We start from the raw sequence: 18,149 nt of genomic DNA, 5'->3' as shown, positions 1-18,149 counted from the left end.
TTTGCGGACATCGCCGCATATTATACCGTACAGAAGCCGAGGCACAATGGAGTTAAGCTAACGTGGAGAAGATTTAAGCTTCCGTGCCGGGAAGTTTCAATCCACATAAGCCACATGGCCGTCAGGCTGCCAGATTAAAGCTCGTCGTCGAGCAAATCCGGATCAAGATCTTCGTAGTCGTCATCGCCGAGACCGAACTCGTATTCCTTGGCATCAAGGCCGTCCAAACCTCCAGGGATACAAGCAACCGTCACTTTTGTCTCGGCAACCAGCTCTACCGAAAATTCGCGTTCAACCCGGATGACAACGCCGGAGCCGCTCGATGAAACATTCGCTTCGATACAATTCGGCTCCTGAAGCGCATCTGCTGAAACTTCCACGGTTGTGGCCCGATGCTTCGGATCGACAAACGAAAGCGGAACATTTTCTACATAATGAACGGATTCCTTCGCAACCTCGGTTTGCGAGTTTTTGCTGTACGAGTACCAGATGTTAATGTCGTAAGTACCGATGACCTCAATCCCATCGCCCGAACGAACCGCTTCATATTGATGGTTGATAATCCATGCGCCCAAAATACTGGTCGGATGTTGAGGCGGCGTAACGGTATGGGTTACAGTGGAAAACTTACGACCTTTGCCGCAGACAGCTTTGGTGATAATTTCTCTGTACTGAAGCTGTTTATCTGCATTAGCCATTGATTTAACCTCCTCCATGCAATCATTCACTTAAAGTGTATGCAGGACGTGGGCGAATGTTGATAAAACGAATGCAGACAAAGAGAGATTGTTTTAAAAAACACCCACAAAACCCGCTGCAAAACGTAAATCCACGTTTCCCCAAGACCTTCGCTCCCCATTTCCCCGCCTTTAGTTGGCCGCTATATACGAGCAGCTTGCGGGAGGCTCGCCGCAAAATCTTTTTTCACCCTTGCAGCTCCCGCTCCTGTTACGAAAGCGCCAGCTAAAATCGAACTATACTCATAGTTATGAAGGTGCCCTAGCCATTATGCCAAAGCCTGTATTTGTACCTATTGTTAACTACGAACTAGCTCAAAAAATCACATAAAAAACGCTATGCCATCTGCCCTACTGCTCACGCCATCCCGCCATCATCCTGCGCTCCAGCGCCGAAACAGCTTTGTACATAACCGTCGCAACCGCAGCAATTACAAGGAGGCTGGAGAGAACGAGCGTAAAGTTGAACACTTGGAAGCCATAAATAATAAGGTAGCCCAGCCCAAGCTTCGCCACGAGAAACTCGCCCACAATAACGCCGATCCATGCCAAGCCCACATTCACTTTCAGCGTCGAAATAATAACCGGGAACGAAGCTGGCAAAATCACGCTGTGAAAAAGCTGTGACCGCCCCGCTCCGAACAGCCGGACGACTTTAATATAGCCTGCATCCACCTCACGAAACTGGTTATAGATGTTCAAGGTTGTAATAATAACCGTTACCGACAAGGTGACCGCTACAATGGAGAGAAAGCCAGGGCCAAGACAAACGATAAAGATTGGCCCTAGCGCTACCTTCGGCATGCTGTTCAGCACGACCAAATAAGGGTCCGCAACCCGCGATACAAAAGGGAACCACCAAAGCAGCGCCGCAAGGAGCGTGCCCAACAGTGTGCCTAGTGCAAATCCGACAATCGTTTCCGATACGGTCACCCCGATATGCGGCCAGATTGAGCCGTCTGACATCGTCCCCCACAATTGATGGAACATCTTCGTTGGATAGCTGAACAGCAGCGGATCAACCCACCGATTTCGTCCCGCGGCCTCCCATAGTCCAATAAAGAGTACTAAAATAATGAACTGTGTCACGCCAACTAACGCCGTCGTCCTTTTTGCCCGCCGCATATAAGCCCGGTGCAGCCAGTCTAGCCATACTGCTCTGCCCTCTTTCACATCAATAGGCGATTGATTCTGTTCCTGCCCTACTCGCTCTGGCTCTCTATCTGTGTGTTGCTCCCTTTGCTGATTTGAACCCCCGTCATCCTTCATTGCTCTCGCTCCCTTCCCAGAGGGTCTTCTCGGCAGCGTCCAGCTCTGCCCATAATTGATCGAACAGCGGCTGAAATTCCGGCAGCTGTCGAGCTTTCATCGGCGATGCCTGCCGGATTGAATCGGGTATCGTCAGCTCGTAGCGAATTCGCCCTGGATTTGCTGCCAGTACTATGACGCGATCACTCATCGCCACCGCTTCAGATAGATCATGCGTGACGAGCAGCGCCGTTTTCCCAAGCTTTCGCAGCGTTACCTGCACCAAATCCTCCAATTGAAGCTTAATGTGCAAATCCAGCGCAGAAAAAGGCTCATCCAGCAGCAATACTTCCGGCTCAGTTGCCAGCGTCCGCGCCAAGGCGACCCGCTGCCTCATACCGCCCGACAGCTCATGCGGATAACGGGCTCCCGCTCCGGGCAGACCAAGCTCCGCCAGCAATTCAGCTACGGTTTCAAGCGCAGCCTGCGTCTTATTTCCCGTCAATTCCAGCCCCAGCGCCGCATTATCCAAAATCGTCCGCCATGGAAACAAATAATCCTGCTGGAGCATATAACCGACAAGGGTTGACGGTTGTTTAACCAGTCGATTGTTCAGGAGCACTTCACCGCGTGTCGGTAAAAACAAGCCCGCCAGCATGCTGAGCACCGTCGTTTTTCCGCATCCGCTTGGGCCAACCAGACTGACGAACTCGCCGCGCTGAACGGTCAAGTTCATATCCTCCACAGCAAGCGAGGCGCCCTTGTCATTCACATATACATGAGTCACTTGCCGCAGCGTAAGCGCGGGGTCACTATTCGCCATCTTATTTCCTCCTCGCAGCCATCGCTACTTCACGGCTTCAATCGCTGCTTCCGCAAAGGCCGTGTTTACGATGGCATCATGCTCGGTTCGCGCCTTCAGTTCGCCGGCCGAGGTCATGACATCCAGCAAATTGTTCCATTCCTCCTGATCAATAATCGGGTCAGTTGCAAAAGAGCCTTGCTGCTTATAACGATCAATCGAGCTAATCAAAATGCCGCGATCTACATTTTCAAAATAAGGCAGGACTACGTCCGCAATGGTTTCGGCACTATTTTCAGCCACCCATAATTGTGCCCGATGAATCGCATTGGTGAAAGATTGCAGCACCAACTTGTTTTTGTTTGTAAAGCTTTGCTTCGCCATATAAACGGTGTACGGCAAATGCCCGCTCTCCGCACCAAAGGAAGCCACAACCTTGCCACGGCCCTCTTTCTCAAAAATAGAAGCCGTCGGCTCAAAAAGCTGCACAAAATCGCCTGTCCCTGAAGCATAAGCTGCCGAAATGTTGGCAAAATCGACATTTTGGATCAGCTCCAAATCCTTTTGCGGGTCAATTCCGAATTTTTTCAGCGTAAATTCTCCAGCCATCTGCGGCATGCCGCCCTTCCGCTGTCCAAGGAAAGTTTTTCCTTTCAATGACTGCCAATCAAAGGTGGGCTCCGGCTCGCGAGCAACTAGAAACGTCCCATCGGTCTGCGTCAATTGGGCAAAATTGATGACCGGGTCCTCCGCTCCCTGCTGGTACACATAAATCGAAGTTTCCGAGCCGACAAGCGCCACATCGATTACGCCCGACAGAAGGGCCGTCATCGTCTTGTCACCGCCAGCCGTTGTTGTCAGTTCAATGTTCAGCCCTTCCTCTTCAAAAAAGCCCTTCTCCAGTGCTACATATTGTGGCGCATAAAAGAGAGAGCGCGTGACCTCGCCGACTTTCAGCGTTGTTTTCTCGCTTTTGCCGCCGCAGCCTGCCAGCGCAGCGGTTGCAGCCAGCGTGACAACTAGCAGCAACGTTGTCCATCTTCTCCTCATCTTTCTTTCTCCTCCCGCTATTTACAGCTTGCGTGTTGTACTCCAGCCTATGCGTGCATATCGTCGGCGGTGATTGCCGCTAACGGCTTTTTGGGCATGAAAAAGCCGTTATTCCACCTGCTCCGGAATAACGGCTCTACTAGGGCATGTATGTGAACGCAAGCGAGCTATATCTCGAAAGAAGCCAGCGTTCAAACGTCTTCCCTCTACTACCGAGAATGGCACAACTCATAAATGTGAACCTACTTACCAAAAGGCAGCTTCATGCTGCTCTTTTTGGAGCTTTGCTCCCTGCACAAACAGACAAAAATAGACTTGGAGGACGCAGCAGCCGCTATTTGTACCGAATCACTGGTTTTGGCACAGGCTGCGGACTCAGGAGCCGCTAATGCGCTGCCCATCGTCATTTTGAGAGGATTATGAAGGTAATAGCGGCTCTCCTGTCCGCTTAAGGCCCAAAATGGGAGTGAAATCCAGAATAACGGAAACTCAGTCCTTCAAAAAAGGAATAAGTTTCCAAATATATATATCCTAAGCCACAGTGGTCTCTGTGACTGTACTCTAAGTAACAATCGCATGCTGTGCTTCCTTAAGCCTTGAACAGTCAGAGGAGATTGGTCTCGAATACGTACTTAGCAAGGTGCAGCAGGAAGAGCTTCCGTTTGCATACACATCATCGGAAGCAATAAAATAAATTTGCATTTTATATAAATTAATAAACATTTCAATCCACGCTCCCGCACGGGGAGCGACTCTCTATCGATCCTGATGGCGACAATCAATATCTGGTTTCAATCCACGCTCCCGCACGGGGAGCGACGTGCAGTAGTTCATCGAAGATCGCTTCCAAGACCTGTTTCAATCCACGCTCCCGCACGGGGAGCGACCAGGCGAAAGTAGCACGCGGCGGCGTCATCGGGTTGTTTCAATCCACGCTCCCGCACGGGGAGCGACCATGACGGCGACCTGCTGTTGATTCGTAAACAAGTTTCAATCCACGCTCCCGCACGGGGAGCGACGTTTCAAGCCGAGGCAAAGCGATTGTTGCCAGCAGTTTCAATCCACGCTCCCGCACGGGGAGCGACGCCGACAGCTGGCAGTTGCTCATTACGATCTTCAGGTTTCAATCCACGCTCCCGCACGGGGAGCGACTTACGTCTTTAGTCCTGATGATACTGATATACGTGTTTCAATCCACGCTCCCGCACGGGGAGCGACAGCACCCTCAAAAACTCCTTACCTAGCAAGGAAAAAAAGGCCCATTTTCGCGAACCTCATTTTCCTCTCCCTTATCCACCCGTTTATCTAATCCAAAATCCGCATTTCCCCTTACGGGGAGCGGAGTGCGAACGTGCCGGGGTTTTCATGGGAGCTTCCGGTTCGCGTGGAGGTAAGTCGCTTCCTAACAATAGCGCAGCTACCTTCCCCCACTAACCAAACCTTCCTTACCAGCTACAACTATTCCCTTACTAAAGCTTATAAATCTCGCTATACTTCTTCTCCAAATATTTCACCAAATATTGCGGGTCCAGCGGCTTGCCGGTTACATTTTGGATCAACTCGGAAGGTGTTCTGAGCTTGCCGTATTTGTAAATGCGTTCGCTGAGCCATTCTTTGATCGGCAGCAGATTCCCTGTGCTTACAAGCTCCCAGAAGTTCGGCAGCTCGCGCTCCAGTGTATCGGCGAATTGCGCTGCATACATGTTGCCCAGAGAATAGGACGGGAAGTAGCCGAATGCGCCGCCGGACCAGTGTACATCCTGCAGGACGCCTTCTGCATTCGTCGGTGGTTCAATACCCAGATATTCCTTATATTTATCATTCCAAATAGCGGGAAGATCCGCGGCCTTCGCGCCTTCGTTAAATATCATTTTCTCAATTTCATAGCGGATAATAATATGAAGATTGTACGTCAGCTCATCGGCTTCAATGCGAATGAGTGACGGCTGAACGACGTTATTTCCCCGATAAAACTGATCCAGCGTCACATCAAGCTGACCCGGGAACTGCTGCTGCAAAGCGGCAAAATTATGCTGCCAGAACGGCTTGCTGCGGCCAATGACATTTTCCCAGAAACGTGATTGCGACTCATGGATGCCCATCGATGTGCCTGTGCTTAGCGTCGTTCCATCCAGCTCAGCCATAATATTTTGCTCATACAGCGCATGGCCACCCTCGTGAATGGTGCCGAACAAGGCGCTCGTCACATCATCTTCCAAATAACGTGTCGTAATTCGCACGTCGCCTGTGTTGAGTCCTGTTGCGAATGGATGCGTGCTTTCATCAAGTCTGCCCGCTTCAAAATCGTAGCCCATCTGCTTCAAAATCCGCAGGCTGAACGCTTTTTGAGCTTGCTTATCATAGTTTTGACGCAGGAAGGACGTATCCGGTTGATGCTTGGAAGCCGCAATTGCTGCTGCTAGTGGAACCAGCTGCTCGCGGAGGCCGCCGAACACTTTGTCCAGCTCCTTCACGGTCATGCCCGGCTCATATTGGTCAAGCAGCGTGTCATAGCGGGTTTCTTTCGGCCCCCATAAGTCGATAAACTGCTGCGTATAATCGATGACTTTTTCCAAATAAGGCTGGAAGCCCTCATAATCGTTAGCTGCCTTCGCTTCTTCCCATTTGGATTCTGCCTGGGAGCAAATAACGACATGCTCCTCATAAAGCTTCGGCGGAATTTTGACGCTGCGGTCGTATTCTTCCCTCGTATCGGTTACAAGCTTGCGCTCTATTTCGCTTAGTTTGCCAAACGTTTCCGGCTGTTCCAGCTCACTCAGCCATTCACCTAATTCAGGCGATGTGGAAAGCTTGAACATGTCGCCGGACAAAGATCCGATGACCTCCGAACGCATATCCATGCCTTTGCGCGGAGCGCCGGTGCGCAGGTCCCAATACAGCACGCCTAGCGCCTCACCGTAAGCTTTCAATTTTTTCACCGTTTCCAGAAACGGAGCAAGTGCCTTCGAATTATGTACGGTCATTTCTCATCACCCTTTCCAAATAAATAAAAGATCAGCCTGTTTCACCATAAAATGAGCGATTTCAGCAAAAGAATAACGTCATTCCTTCATCTTTCATCTGATCTTAACTTGATCTTAACGATTACTGTACGTATAATCAACTTTAATCTAAACATCATTAAAGTGCGATTTGAAATGGAAGAGAGGCATCACCTATGTTTATAACTTTTTCGCCATCAGCAGTTGAGCAGCTTTCTCCTTATTTAGAGGACGGCGTTCATCAGCTTAAGCTGCTGCATGATACAGAAGGCTGCGGCTGCGTTGTCAGCGGCGTCCCTGCCCTCCAGCTTGTAAAGGAACCTAGTTCAGACGACCGATTAACACAAGGTCAGCCCTTCTCCTTTTTGTATGAGCCCCGCCATGAAGTTTTTTTTGAGCCTCAACTGCGTATCGGTTACGATACAGATCGTGGAACATTCAGTTTGAAAAGCGACGGACAAATCTATTCCCTTAATTTGCGATTTCTGACGGCCTGACGGCTCCAGCCTATGCACACTGTGTTTTATGAGGATTCAACTAAGATTAATCTGCAACACCAGATATAGGAGGAGCCTATGAACAACGTTGATCAAATCATGAACGATAATACAGCTTTTGTTGAGCGCAAAGATTATGAGCAATACATAACGAGCCGTTTTCCCGATCGAAAAATGGTTATCGTCACCTGCATGGATACGCGACTCACCGAAATGCTGCCTAAAGCGATGAACCTGCGCAACGGAGACGCCAAAATTATTAAAAACGCTGGCGGCATCGTCACCCAACCGTTCGGCAATATTATGAGGAGCGTCTTAATCGCCATCTACGAGTTGCAAGCCGATGAAGTGTTTGTTATCGGGCATCATGGCTGCGGCATGACCGGGCTTAATCCCGAGGTCATCGTCCAGCATATGACGGATCGCGGCGTACCTGAGCAGACGGTTGAAACGCTGAGGCATTCCGGGCTCAATTTTATGCGCTGGCTGACTGGATTCGACAATGTGAAAGAAAGCGTGGAGAAAAGCGTAGGCATTATCCGCAACCACCCTCTGCTTCCGCCAAACGTTCCCGTTCATGGCATGACGATAGAGCCGGAAACAGGCCAACTTGATCTCATTGTCAACGGCTATGACAAGCTGAAGCAGCCATAAACGCAAGCCTTTCCTAAATAAACCTATTGATTTGAAAAAGTAGCCGTTCCCGCACAAAAGGGAAGTTGAACCGATAGCTGCCTGCGCACAATCATTCAACGATTGTGCGTGGACGGCTTCTTTGTTCTCGCGGCAATCGCTTCTGCTCTTGCGGCAATGACATCGCTGCGATCCCGCAACGTATGACGATGGATAAGCGCTTCGTCTGTCATATCGCTTGGCAACCCCCACTGCTTCTGGGTTATTCCTCTTTCCGTGCATTCCTGCTCACATAACACTTGCAGTTCAGCATCGACAATCTCGAGAGTCATATCTTGATAGACAGGCGAAATGACATCTTCCTGAGGCTTGGCCCTCGCGAGCACAGCTTCCAGTTCCACAACTGCCTTAGCGCCATTTAGTCCGAGACTGTCCAGAGCTACGGCGGTCAGCTTGCCGAGCGCTTGCTCGTACATTTTTGCTGCGCCTGCGAGATTGCCCCGCCGCTCATGATATTGGCCAACAGCCAGTTGGATCAGCCCTACCCAGATTAACGCCCGCTCATCTTCTGGATGTTCCTTCCAATACTCCTCCAACAGCTCATGGCATTCGAAAAAATCTCGCGTTGCATGAAACTCAACTAAATACGATACGTAATGTCCTGGATATTTCATACCAATCTTTCCCTTCTGCCTTTCTCCTCATTGTAGCGTTTTGTGTTGAGGATGTGCAACTGACTAATCAGGCCACAGCGAATGCCATTCAAACGATAATTTCTCTGGCGATCATGCAACAATATTCGCCCAAGCTCAGTCTAAATAAAATACGGCTACCAATACTTTACAATGGAATGAATTAGATTTATTTTTTAAAAAAAAGCAAGTGGATAACTTTAACAGATTTTTTATAAACCATAGATTCAGGTGATACAGGCACGATGATCGGAGCTACTGCTTCAAGTAATTCTAAATAAAACTTTATTATACGATGACAATATGAAGAATAAGGCCAAGATAACCAGCTGGTTTCGATGCATTAATGGAAACAGCTGGTTTATTTTTTAGACTCATTGACTGTTTTAGTAGCTATCGATCATTTTATGACGTGCCCTAATTTCCGTAGACGGTTGAACTTATAAAAATATAGCTAACGATAAAATAGAAAGCTACATATTCTCGTCATGCTACCTACTAACGAAAGCTATATAAAGTAATCATTCTGCCAATGTGCCAATGTGCTAACATGCTTTATTTTTTAATCCCTCGAAATTGCTCCTCTGATGCTAGTTAATGGATTTTTCAATCATACGGTTTGTACTTATGCCTTTTCTTTAAAAGAATAGTGTAAAGCACAAAGAAACCGACTCCCTCAAGAGCAGGTCTCTTTGGCTTAGCCATCTTTCAATATAAAAAGCCTCTAGACTTACTGTTCCTATAAAAAAAAGACGCTCCCAGCAGCTTAAGCCGCAGGAGCCTCTGTAAAAGCACACCTAATCTATTCGTTATCAGCTAAGTATTTGCTCCATCCTTCAATAGATCGAGCCTCTCCTCAGCGCTGATCTTTGGGCAAGTACTGCAATACCCATGCACCTGCTGTCCCTCCCGCCGCAGCCGGTAAGCTAAGCAGCAATATCGCCGTAAAAGAACCGAAGCCCCTCCATATTGGCGATGCTGAAATTCTTTAAATGAAACATCCAGCGGATTACCATGCCTTTTTTGGAACAAAACATGCCGGTCAGCCTTTATAAGCTGCAATCGCTGTTCCGTTTGCCAAATACTCGTATTGTGCTCGAGTTGGGCATAACATTTTTGAACATAATGCGAAATCAGCGACCACATGACGCTAACCTTTGCTCCAGTATGCGAGGATACCGCCGTCAAAATCTTTTCCGTATGCTGAAGCAAACGATCTGTCCAATTTTCAACCTCTACTTTGCGTTGTTCCAGCTCAAAAACGGGCGGCCATGGACGCACGGCCAACGTTGCCTGATACTCCATCGCTGCTAGATTCATTATTCGAAATCGCACATTTGCAGCCGATGTTTCCAGTAGACAGTCAAATAAACTAACAGCAGACAGCAGGCCCATAAAAAATACAGCGTAACGTTTGGCAAACAAGGTTCCTACTACAATACCACCCGGATCTCCCAATTGTCTGGACTGGAGCTTCATAATGTGAGAGCATTTAGCAGGATCTAGAAGCTCTGCAGCAGAGAATGGATAAGCTTCTTCCGCCAATTCCCCTATGGATATCCGAAAATGGTCTTGTAAAAAGTTAGCCGCCTGTTCCCGCTGAGAACAATCCTCCATCTTCTTACTCAATCATCTTCAATACTTCATCTATGATTTGTCCGCGTCCAATGACGCCCCAGCCTTTAAAGAGCCAAAACGAGTCTGTTTCATACACCTTATTGTTTTGCACCGCAGAAACCTTATTCCAAAAAGAGCTATCGTTGATGCTCTTGAGATTATCCTGTCCATTAGGATCAACCTCAAGCACGATATAATCGGCGTCTAAGCCCGAAATCACTTCTAAAGACAGCTCGCCGCGCTGCTCCTCAGGCGTCAATGACGTTTTCGTAAAGCCGAGATCGTGGTACAACAACGTATTTGTTGGATGGCCTTTTTCCGCATAAATTTGCAGGTTTTTCTCTCTGACTCTTAAATAAGCAAGGTTATGGTTGTCGATAGCCTTAATTTTCTCACTGGCTTGTTTAGTCTTTGCATCAAGCTCGGCAATTTTCACTTTAGCCAAATCCACTTTGTCGTACAATTCGGCCACCTTCAATAAATCCGCAGTCCAGTAGGTCGTATCATCGCCATACTCCAGCCACTCCGTACCAAGCACAAGCGTTGGCGCGATCTTTGCCAGCTGATCATACGTATTTTCCGCGGTCCGGCTCTCTATGAGAATGACATCCGGCTCCAGTTGAACAATTGCTTCCAAATTGGGACTATCCGCAGAGCCTACTAATTGTACACCTTCCAGCTCGCTTGCCAAATAAGGCAGGTAATCTCCACCATAACGGGTCTCTACATTTACGCCAACTGGTTTTTCGCCGATAGTCAGCAGATGATCGATATAAGCAGCGGAAAGCACGACTATTTTGTCGATCTTAGCTGGAACGATGGCCTCCCCTTTTAGGTGGGTAACGGTTCGAGTCGCTTTTTCCACAGGTTGATTTGCAGATTGATTCGTTTGTTCAGACTCGCTCGCTTGACCTTCTGCTTTACCGCAAGCCGTCACTGCAAGCAGCAGCATAGCCCATAATACGAGGTACATCATTCGGTGCTTATTCATTTGTTGTTAACCCTCTCTTTATAGTAATAATAATCATTATCACCAATCATAAAGAAAGGCCCTTCCAATAACCATGGATTATTCCATGCGATTAGGTTGGATCATTTCATTCTATTATTCCCAGCTTTAATGCTGCATAGTTCATCGCCCACATTCTCCCGGAAGGGCCCAGCGCTTTAAAAAATAAATCACTAGCATCATATACATGATGGCGACGTACCGCATCAAGGGATTGCCACTCTTCCGATTGAAGCAACTGCTGCAAGCGCTTCTTCGAGCCTTTAGTTGGATCAGCCATCAGAAAAATATGCTGTGAATTAAATAATGGCAGTTCATTCAGCTGGATATCGAGTGCCCATTCGTGAGCAGGGAACCGATCCGGAAGCGTTAAACCCAGATCATCATAAAAAAGGCTGCCCGTTTGATTTTTTCGCCCATATACCCGATAAAAGTTCTGGCTCACCCTTATAAAATAAACGCTCTGTTCTCCCAAGCAGGCCTTCATTCGTTCCTTCAGCTTTTCCGTTCTCTCGCCATAGCTGCTTATCCATGCTGCGGCCTGCTGCTCTCTGCCTAATAGGCCAGCAAGCTGCTCCAGCGTCTGTCCATACTTGTTCGAATGCTTTAGTACGGCAGTTGGCGCAATCTGATTCAGCAGCTCATCTCGCTCCAGACGATCACTTGTCAGCATCAGATCCGGCTTTGTTCGGAGCAGCTTATCGTAATTCGTGTGACCGCCTTGGAGCATAGAGCTTTGCTGGCTGTACGCATTCAGCCTCGGAATGGTGTAGGTGGAGGAAACCCGGTCCGTATAGGACAGCGCAGCAACTGGCTTATAGCCAAGCGTGATTAGATGGTCATCCAGTCCATAATATAAAGCCGCAATGCGATGGCATTTATTTTTAATATATAAGGTAGGAGCAACGCCTTCGGCTTTTTTGAAAACTCTGCTGAAATAATGCTCATCCTTGTAACCGACCTGCTCAGCTACACGCTTAGCTTTCATTGAGGAAACTAATAATTGCTTTGCTTTAGTAATCCGTTGCTTCATAAGATATTCGGTAGGTGTGGTGCCCATTTGGTGTTTAAAAATTTTCGTAAAATGATTCGGACTGAAGCCTGCCATTTCCGCCAATTGGCTGACCTGCAAATCCTTCGTGTAATTTTCATTCATATAGGCCAGCACCTGCTCCATGCCTACAGTCTGCTGCTCCGCTGGTTTGCTTGTGCCCATCATCAGCAACAGCAGCTTAGAAAGATTGTAGTGGATCGTATGACTCTCTTGTACTCTGGCTTGCCGATTTAATTCAAACAATTGCTGAATTAGCCCTTCAACCGCAGCAAGATCGTCAACTCCCTCCATCTTCCCCTTCAATGGAAATATAGGCCGCTTCACTGACCAGCCTTCTCGCTGCCTGCTCAACTGCATACAGGAGAACACGATCAATGAATACTGAATCGGATCGGTGGAGTCCGAATATCCTTCGACCATCATTTCAGGCTGTAGAAAAAATAAATCGCCTGGCTTGACTTGAGCAGCATAACCGTTCATTTTCATTAAGCCCTTGCCAGCAGTTACATAGACTATGGCATAGGTATGGATAATTTTGGGGGTTAATGGATCGTCCGCTTGACCCCGAAAAGAATAGCAGTGAACCGAAGTAAAAATCAGTCTCTTTAACAAATTTGCTAGATCATTCATGAGCCGCGACGCCGCCAGCCAAAAACGCGTACATGCACAATGCCCTTCGTCACCCAATGGGCTAAAATATACAGCACAATAAATAGAATTAGGAGCGGTTTAAAAAAGAACACCGCCACTAGCCAGCTGACGAGAATCTGCCAGCGTTTCATGCGCCGGATAACCTTCATTGGTGCTAAAAAAATACGGTACAGCTTATGGCTGTTTTGCAAAGCATTTAAATATTCATCCTGATATTGCTTATCCTCTGGATTGAGCCTGACGGCACTTTGCATATACTTTTCCTGCAGCGTATAATCGCCGCGGTGGCCTGCCGCCCAAGCGAGATGCAGCAGCACACCTGGATCTTCCGCCTCGATCTGAATAGCCTGCTTGTCCAACTGCTCCGATTCCTCAAAATGACCCAGCAGCGCTTCCGTATAGCTCAGCACAGCCAAATAAAGCGGCGAATCCGCATTCAGCTGGAGCGCTTGCAGCAGATACTCCTTCGCTTGCTTTAATTTTCCCATTTTGTTCATTTGACTAGCAAGCAAATAGTAGTAATGGGCTCTGTATGGTTCAATTCGCAAAGCTTCATAAGCAGCCTCAAGAAAGGCATTCACATCATCCATATCGTAATAGGTGACAACCCGCACATACCAAGCATCCGTATGGTCCGGATCTCGCTTCAACACTTCACCGGACCAATACAAGCTTTTCTCGTAATCTTCCATTAATAAATAAATCTGTGCTATAAGGGCTAATGCATCTGTATCTTCCGGGTTATGGCGCAAAAGCTGCTCCGTTTGCTCCAGAGCTTCCTTATACCGTTTCCACTCGATCAGCTGATATACAGCAGCATAAGTATTTTGCTCAAAATCTCTGTCTTCCGCCAAAGCTTTTCCTTGCTCCTTCCTGCTATTTAATGCCGTGCTTCTTCATATAATCTAGCACAACCTGGTAATCACGGTTTACATCACTGAAGGTCGCATAGTTTTTCGCGGTGGAGAACCATTCCAGTGTTGTCGCTTTGCGGGATTTTACTGCAGCTTTCACATCATTTTGAGAAATAGGCTGCACTTCACCCGTCTCCAGCATGCGCTCCATCGCCGATTCCACCGCATCGCTAACGACCTGCTCCAAATCAGCTCCGGAAAAATATTTCGTCTCGGCAGCAATCCGCTCCAAATTCAGCGAATCCATCGGCTTGCCTTTCAGCTTCAGCCCCAAAATCGTTTGGCGCTCCGCTTCCTCTGGCGGCGGTACAAAGACAAGGTGATTAAAGCGTCCGGGACGTCTGAGAGCGGAATCCAAATACCATGGCGTATTGGTTGCGCCAATTACAAATACGTTTTCGTTCTCCGCTTGTAGACCGTCCAGCTCTAGCAGCAGTTGGTTGACCAGCATGCGGTCGTGATGCTGGCGCATTTGGTTCCGGCTGCCGCCCATTGCATCAAGCTCATCTATGAAAATGACACAAGGCCTGCACTGGCGCGCTTTTTCAAAAAAGTCATGCAAATTATGCTCGCTCTGGCCTGTGTACATTGAAAGAATCGCCTGCAGCTCAATATGGATAAAATTTGCTTCAATTTCGCCCGCCACTGCTCGTGCCAGAAACGTTTTGCCACAGCCTGGAGGTCCAAACAGCAGCAAGCTTCCTCCAGCTGATTTGCCATAGGCGGCAAACAATTCCGGCTGCTTTAGCGGCAAAATGAAGTTCATGCGAATTTTCTTCTTAACATCCTCTAGTCCGCCTACATCATCGAACGTTTCCGCTGGCTTATCCGACTCGACAAGCGATTGATCCTCTTGATTGAATTGAATAAGCTTTAGATTTTTGCGCCTTTGCGCTGCGAGATCATCAAAATCAGACATTAGGCTCTCTCCTCTACTAATCTAGCATGCTGAATTTACGCTATTTATCCAGAATAATGAAATATATTGTCGTTTGCAAGGGAAGTGGGCCATTCTACTCTTCCTCCACTACCTCTTCCCATGCAGCATCCTGCCCCTGCCTTTCAAACGCCGAGCCAAGCTCCCCCTTAAAAGGCACTAATAAACTAGCATCCCGGTCTACCATTTCATAAACCTGCACCCTGAAAATATTATCGGCGTTAATATAGCTGTCTTCCTCATCGCCTGCGAACAAACGCCAGCCGCTGTCCTGCTCATTGTCGCCAGCTTCACGGTACATCCAGCACACGGCATCGCCCTGCTCCAAGCATCTCCTAGAAACGAGCGCCATTTTTTCGCCATCCGCAAGCCATCTTTCATCGCCTTCCCGCAGGATCGTTCTGGCAATATGCTGCGGCTCGAACATTAGGCTGTCTCCTAGCTTCAAGGTTTTCAAATAGACTGGCTGGTTCGTCAGCACCCCGGTGTATTGCTCAGTCGCTTGGTTAAAGCCTGTAACCTCCACCCACATCCGTTCGGCTCTCGGCTCATTTTCACCCGGGTTTGCCAGTGTAAAATGCAATCGGACCCGCCTACCTACTTCTTGCGACCGTCGCTCCTTCGCAGGCGGGATAAAGAAGCTGTCTGGATACAGCTTGCTTGTCTGCTCTACATCTTCAAGCGTCCATTCCATCATTCATTCCCCTTTCTCTCTTATATTCTTCATATCCCCAAAAGGCTTCCTCTGTTCCGCCGTCCTCCAGCAGGATCATTACCGCATAAGAGATGATGCTCAGCCATTCCTCCATCTCCTTCGTTTGCTCTGCCGTAATGATGCCGTTACTCCGCAGCATGCCATCCGGCTCTACCGCCCAGGCTCTGCCCAAATGGCAAATGCTCCATAAACAGGCCATGATTTCACTGCTGACCGATTTACTCGCTAATTCGGGCGACAGCACATCAAGGATTGTCATTACCTCATGAAAATTATCCTCTACGAGCTGACCGCTAAAGGGGCGGAGCATGCCGAGAAACCCTTTCGTCATTTTCTCCTGCTCGATATCGTCAAACGCAAAGGCATGGCATTTTAATAAGAGTAAAGCGTCTTCCCTATTCATCGACCTCTCCTTTACTCTCAAGCTTCGCGCTGAAATAGAATTGTTTTTATAAAAAAAGCTGTCCCCGCACCAATCAGAAAGTTGTGCTGTGAGCTGCAATAGCCCCTCAGTTCCATTCTTGTGCTTGGACAGCTTTATAGGTTTCGGGCAAAAGGAAGAGGCTTAAAGCTCTTTCGACGCCTGCTCCAAATATTTCGTTAATTGCGAATAATCAGGGGTATCCTTTTCCTGAATTTTTATCGTTTTTCGTTCCTCAGGCCCTTCAAACAGCTCCGCTGGCAAATCCAGACTCGCCGTGTTGAAAATCGTGAAGGAAACCGCTTTTTTGGAAGGCGAAATGACCGCCGCATACTTGCCATTTTTCAAAAAGTGAGGTTTCTTATATTGCAGCCGCTCCTGAACGTCAGGAATGACCCCGTGTACGAGGCTGCGCAGCTGATTGGATATTTCCACCTGCCAAGGCACATCCAGCGCTTCTATAAAAGCAGTAATTTCTTCTGTTTTCGACAAAACGTTTCCACCTCTCGCCTATCAGATGAATTTCGACAATGATTCACAAGCTTGTTTTTTCCTGCTGTCGTTCCCTGAGTGTATTATGCAGGATTATGGAAGCGATGTCCATATTCGTGTATTTACGTTCCGCAATAAGTGCGGTAAGCACGGCCTGAAGGCTCAGGCAATGTCGCATATTCAGCCTGCTTTGGAGAATGTGCATACGGATCAGCTAGCACCTCAAGCAGCCGCTCCATTACACTGTAATCGCCTTTTACCGCTGCTTCCAGCGCCTCTTCTACCCGATGATTGCGGGGAATTACGGCAGGATTGCTGCTGCGCATGAGCTGATCCGCTTCCTCTACGGACTGCTCCTGCCTGCCCAGCCTATTCTGCCAGCGCTCATGCCACTCTGTATATTCGGGGCTGCTAAACAGAGCCGAGTCATCCGGCTTGTTAAACGTTAACGCCACAAATGTATTCGTATAATCCGCGCCATGCTTCTCCATCAAAGTGAGCAGGTCTTTCATCAGCTCGTCGTCCTGCTCCTCCTCATTGAAAATACCCAGCTTTCCACGCATGCCTGCAAGCCAATGACGATGGTATTGGTCTGTAAAATCAGCTAAAGCTTGCTCGGCAAGCTTTAGCGCCTGCTCCTCATCATCATGCAGCAGCGACAATAGCGATTCAGCTAATCTTGCCAAATTCCAGACCGCGATGTAAGGCTGATTTCCATAGGCATAACGCCCCTGACTATCGATGGAGCTGAACACTGTCGCCAGATTAAAAGCATCCATAAAAGCACATGGGCCATAATCAATCGTTTCGCCACTAAGCGCCATGTTGTCCGTATTCATGACGCCATGAATAAAACCGACGAGCTGCCATTTGGCAATCAGCGATGCCTGACGCTTAATTACTTCCTGCAGCAAGGAGAGATAGCAATTGTCATCCCCAGCAATATGCGGAAAATGTCTTTGCACGGTGTAATCCGCCAGTGCTCGCAGCTCCTCTGCTGTTCCCCATTGCGCAGCAAATTGAAACGTTCCGACACGGATATGGCTCGCCGCTACGCGGGTTAAAATAGCACCCTGCTGCGTATCCTCTCGGTAAACAGGCTCGCCCGTTTTCACGACCGCCAAGCTGCGGGTAGTGGGAATACCTAGCCCATGCATGGCTTCGCTAATGATGTATTCACGCAGCATCGGCCCAACCCCCGCACGGCCATCTCCACCGCGAGAATAGGGCGTGCGGCCTGCGCCTTTTAACTGAATGTCGACTCGCTCGCCTGAGGGTGATATTTGTTCGCCCAGCAGCAAAGCCCGTCCGTCACCCAAGCGGTTAAAATGTCCAAATTGATGCCCTGCATAAGCCTCAGCAAGCGGCAAAGCACCTTCGGGAATTTGGTTGCCTGCAAGCATGGCGACACCTTCATCATTTTGCAGCCCCTCAGCATTTAACCCTAGTGATGCAGCTAACGCTTCATTGCATACAATCAGCTCCGGTGAGCGCACTGGGGTTGGGTTTGTTGCTGTAAACAATCCGTCTGGCAACCTTGCATAGCTGTTGTCAAAGTTCCATCCGATATATATATTGGCTTGCTTCTCGCTCATATTCGATCGCCTACTTTTTCATCAATTTGCATGCTTCTTCATTATACTACATCTTGAAACTACATCCTGCATTCCCGCTTAGC

At 48.4% G+C, this 18,149-nt stretch carries 17 protein-coding genes and 1 CRISPR repeat array; of the genes, 2 read left to right on the top strand and 15 right to left on the bottom strand.

The features are described from left to right. Positions 1–134: 134 nt before the first annotated feature. From AC50X8_RS06480 to AC50X8_RS06460, 5 genes are all read right to left on the bottom strand, one after another. Positions 135–698 (bottom strand): outer spore coat protein CotE, encoded by a 564-nt coding sequence (locus AC50X8_RS06480; RefSeq protein ID WP_056028083.1) that lies wholly within the window; start codon positions 696–698, stop codon positions 135–137. 390 nt (positions 699–1,088) lie between these two features. Continuing rightward, positions 1,089–1,862 carry an ABC transporter permease gene (locus AC50X8_RS06475; RefSeq protein WP_494879314.1) on the bottom strand — a complete coding sequence of 258 codons (774 nt, stop codon included), beginning with the start codon at positions 1,860–1,862 and terminating at the stop codon, positions 1,089–1,091. A 133-nt stretch (positions 1,863–1,995) separates the two neighbouring features. Beyond that, a complete protein-coding gene (locus AC50X8_RS06470; RefSeq protein WP_494879107.1) occupies positions 1,996–2,808 on the bottom strand; it encodes an ABC transporter ATP-binding protein in 813 nt (270 codons plus the stop codon). A 24-nt stretch (positions 2,809–2,832) separates the two neighbouring features. Then, positions 2,833–3,837 (bottom strand): ABC transporter substrate-binding protein, encoded by a 1,005-nt coding sequence (locus AC50X8_RS06465; RefSeq protein WP_494879106.1) that lies wholly within the window; start codon positions 3,835–3,837, stop codon positions 2,833–2,835. A gap of 721 nt (positions 3,838–4,558) precedes the next feature. Next, positions 4,559–5,055: direct repeats of the CRISPR family, unit length 32 nt; unit sequence GTTTCAATCCACGCTCCCGCACGGGGAGCGAC. Between the two features lie 251 nt (positions 5,056–5,306). Next, a complete protein-coding gene (locus tag AC50X8_RS06460) occupies positions 5,307–6,821 on the bottom strand; it encodes a carboxypeptidase M32 (RefSeq protein ID WP_056028092.1) in 1,515 nt (504 codons plus the stop codon). 194 nt (positions 6,822–7,015) lie between these two features. Between AC50X8_RS06460 and AC50X8_RS06455 the strand changes: the two genes are divergently transcribed. Beyond that, positions 7,016–7,336 (top strand): iron-sulfur cluster biosynthesis family protein, encoded by a 321-nt coding sequence (locus AC50X8_RS06455; RefSeq protein WP_056028095.1) that lies wholly within the window; start codon positions 7,016–7,018, stop codon positions 7,334–7,336. A 78-nt stretch (positions 7,337–7,414) separates the two neighbouring features. Next, positions 7,415–7,990 (top strand): beta-class carbonic anhydrase, encoded by a 576-nt coding sequence (locus AC50X8_RS06450; RefSeq protein WP_056028098.1) that lies wholly within the window; start codon positions 7,415–7,417, stop codon positions 7,988–7,990. Positions 7,991–8,085: 95 nt separating this feature from the next. Here the strand turns inward: AC50X8_RS06450 and AC50X8_RS06445 are convergent, their stop codons facing one another. From AC50X8_RS06445 to AC50X8_RS06400, 10 genes are all read right to left on the bottom strand, one after another. Continuing rightward, positions 8,086–8,643, bottom strand: a complete 558-nt coding sequence (locus tag AC50X8_RS06445) for a DUF309 domain-containing protein (protein WP_056028101.1) — start codon at positions 8,641–8,643, stop codon at positions 8,086–8,088. 834 nt (positions 8,644–9,477) lie between these two features. Next, positions 9,478–10,278 (bottom strand): hypothetical protein, encoded by an 801-nt coding sequence (locus tag AC50X8_RS06440; RefSeq protein ID WP_494879105.1) that lies wholly within the window; start codon positions 10,276–10,278, stop codon positions 9,478–9,480. Positions 10,279–10,282: 4 nt separating this feature from the next. Continuing rightward, a complete protein-coding gene (locus AC50X8_RS06435) occupies positions 10,283–11,269 on the bottom strand; it encodes an ABC transporter substrate-binding protein (RefSeq protein ID WP_056028110.1) in 987 nt (328 codons plus the stop codon). Between the two features lie 106 nt (positions 11,270–11,375). Further along, entirely contained in the window at positions 11,376–12,953 is a 1,578-nt protein-coding gene (locus tag AC50X8_RS06430; protein WP_494879104.1) for an AraC family transcriptional regulator, read from the bottom strand. 14 nt (positions 12,954–12,967) lie between these two features. Next, positions 12,968–13,846 carry a tetratricopeptide repeat protein gene (locus AC50X8_RS06425; protein WP_056028115.1) on the bottom strand — a complete coding sequence of 293 codons (879 nt, stop codon included), beginning with the start codon at positions 13,844–13,846 and terminating at the stop codon, positions 12,968–12,970. 22 nt (positions 13,847–13,868) lie between these two features. Next, on the bottom strand, positions 13,869–14,825 hold the full coding sequence (locus AC50X8_RS06420; RefSeq protein WP_056028118.1) for an ATP-binding protein: 957 nt from the start codon (positions 14,823–14,825) through the stop codon (positions 13,869–13,871). Positions 14,826–14,919: 94 nt separating this feature from the next. Then, positions 14,920–15,537: an immunity protein Imm33 domain-containing protein gene (locus tag AC50X8_RS06415; RefSeq protein ID WP_081418540.1), complete on the bottom strand. Its 618-nt coding sequence runs from the start codon at positions 15,535–15,537 to the stop codon at positions 14,920–14,922. Beyond that, on the bottom strand, positions 15,521–15,961 hold the full coding sequence (locus AC50X8_RS06410; protein ID WP_056028126.1) for a hypothetical protein: 441 nt from the start codon (positions 15,959–15,961) through the stop codon (positions 15,521–15,523). Before AC50X8_RS06410 ends, AC50X8_RS06415 begins: the two co-directional genes overlap by 17 nt. Positions 15,962–16,123: 162 nt before the next feature. Next, positions 16,124–16,471 carry a DUF1801 domain-containing protein gene (locus AC50X8_RS06405; protein WP_056028129.1) on the bottom strand — a complete coding sequence of 116 codons (348 nt, stop codon included), beginning with the start codon at positions 16,469–16,471 and terminating at the stop codon, positions 16,124–16,126. 122 nt (positions 16,472–16,593) lie between these two features. Beyond that, positions 16,594–18,066, bottom strand: a complete 1,473-nt coding sequence (locus AC50X8_RS06400) for a protein adenylyltransferase SelO (RefSeq protein WP_494879103.1) — start codon at positions 18,064–18,066, stop codon at positions 16,594–16,596. Between the last annotated feature and the right edge of the window lie 83 nt (positions 18,067–18,149).

The sequence above is a fragment of the Paenibacillus sp. JT22N15 genome (assembly GCF_059383755.1).
Note: the sequence above shows the minus strand (reverse complement) of the source record. Positions and strands in the feature narration are given on the sequence as shown.

Excerpts from the sequence above, each read along its gene's own strand:
- AC50X8_RS06475 (WP_494879314.1), bottom strand. The coding sequence starts at position 1,862 with ATGCGGCGGGCAAAAAGGACGACGGCGTTAGTTGGCGTGACACAGTTC.
- AC50X8_RS06455 (WP_056028095.1), top strand. The coding sequence starts at position 7,016 with ATGTTTATAACTTTTTCGCCATCAGCAGTTGAGCAGCTTTCTCCTTAT.
- AC50X8_RS06435 (WP_056028110.1), bottom strand. The coding sequence starts at position 11,269 with ATGAATAAGCACCGAATGATGTACCTCGTATTATGGGCTATGCTGCTG.
- AC50X8_RS06415 (WP_081418540.1), bottom strand. The coding sequence starts at position 15,537 with ATGGAATGGACGCTTGAAGATGTAGAGCAGACAAGCAAGCTGTATCCA.
- AC50X8_RS06400 (WP_494879103.1), bottom strand. The coding sequence starts at position 18,066 with ATGAGCGAGAAGCAAGCCAATATATATATCGGATGGAACTTTGACAAC.
- AC50X8_RS06460 (WP_056028092.1), bottom strand. The coding sequence starts at position 6,821 with ATGACCGTACATAATTCGAAGGCACTTGCTCCGTTTCTGGAAACGGTG.
- AC50X8_RS06445 (WP_056028101.1), bottom strand. The coding sequence starts at position 8,643 with ATGAAATATCCAGGACATTACGTATCGTATTTAGTTGAGTTTCATGCA.
- AC50X8_RS06450 (WP_056028098.1), top strand. The coding sequence starts at position 7,415 with ATGAACAACGTTGATCAAATCATGAACGATAATACAGCTTTTGTTGAG.
- AC50X8_RS06440 (WP_494879105.1), bottom strand. The coding sequence starts at position 10,278 with ATGGAGGATTGTTCTCAGCGGGAACAGGCGGCTAACTTTTTACAAGAC.
- AC50X8_RS06420 (WP_056028118.1), bottom strand. The coding sequence starts at position 14,825 with ATGTCTGATTTTGATGATCTCGCAGCGCAAAGGCGCAAAAATCTAAAG.
- AC50X8_RS06470 (WP_494879107.1), bottom strand. The coding sequence starts at position 2,808 with ATGGCGAATAGTGACCCCGCGCTTACGCTGCGGCAAGTGACTCATGTA.
- AC50X8_RS06410 (WP_056028126.1), bottom strand. The coding sequence starts at position 15,961 with ATGAATAGGGAAGACGCTTTACTCTTATTAAAATGCCATGCCTTTGCG.
- AC50X8_RS06465 (WP_494879106.1), bottom strand. The coding sequence starts at position 3,837 with ATGAGGAGAAGATGGACAACGTTGCTGCTAGTTGTCACGCTGGCTGCA.
- AC50X8_RS06480 (WP_056028083.1), bottom strand. The coding sequence starts at position 698 with ATGGCTAATGCAGATAAACAGCTTCAGTACAGAGAAATTATCACCAAA.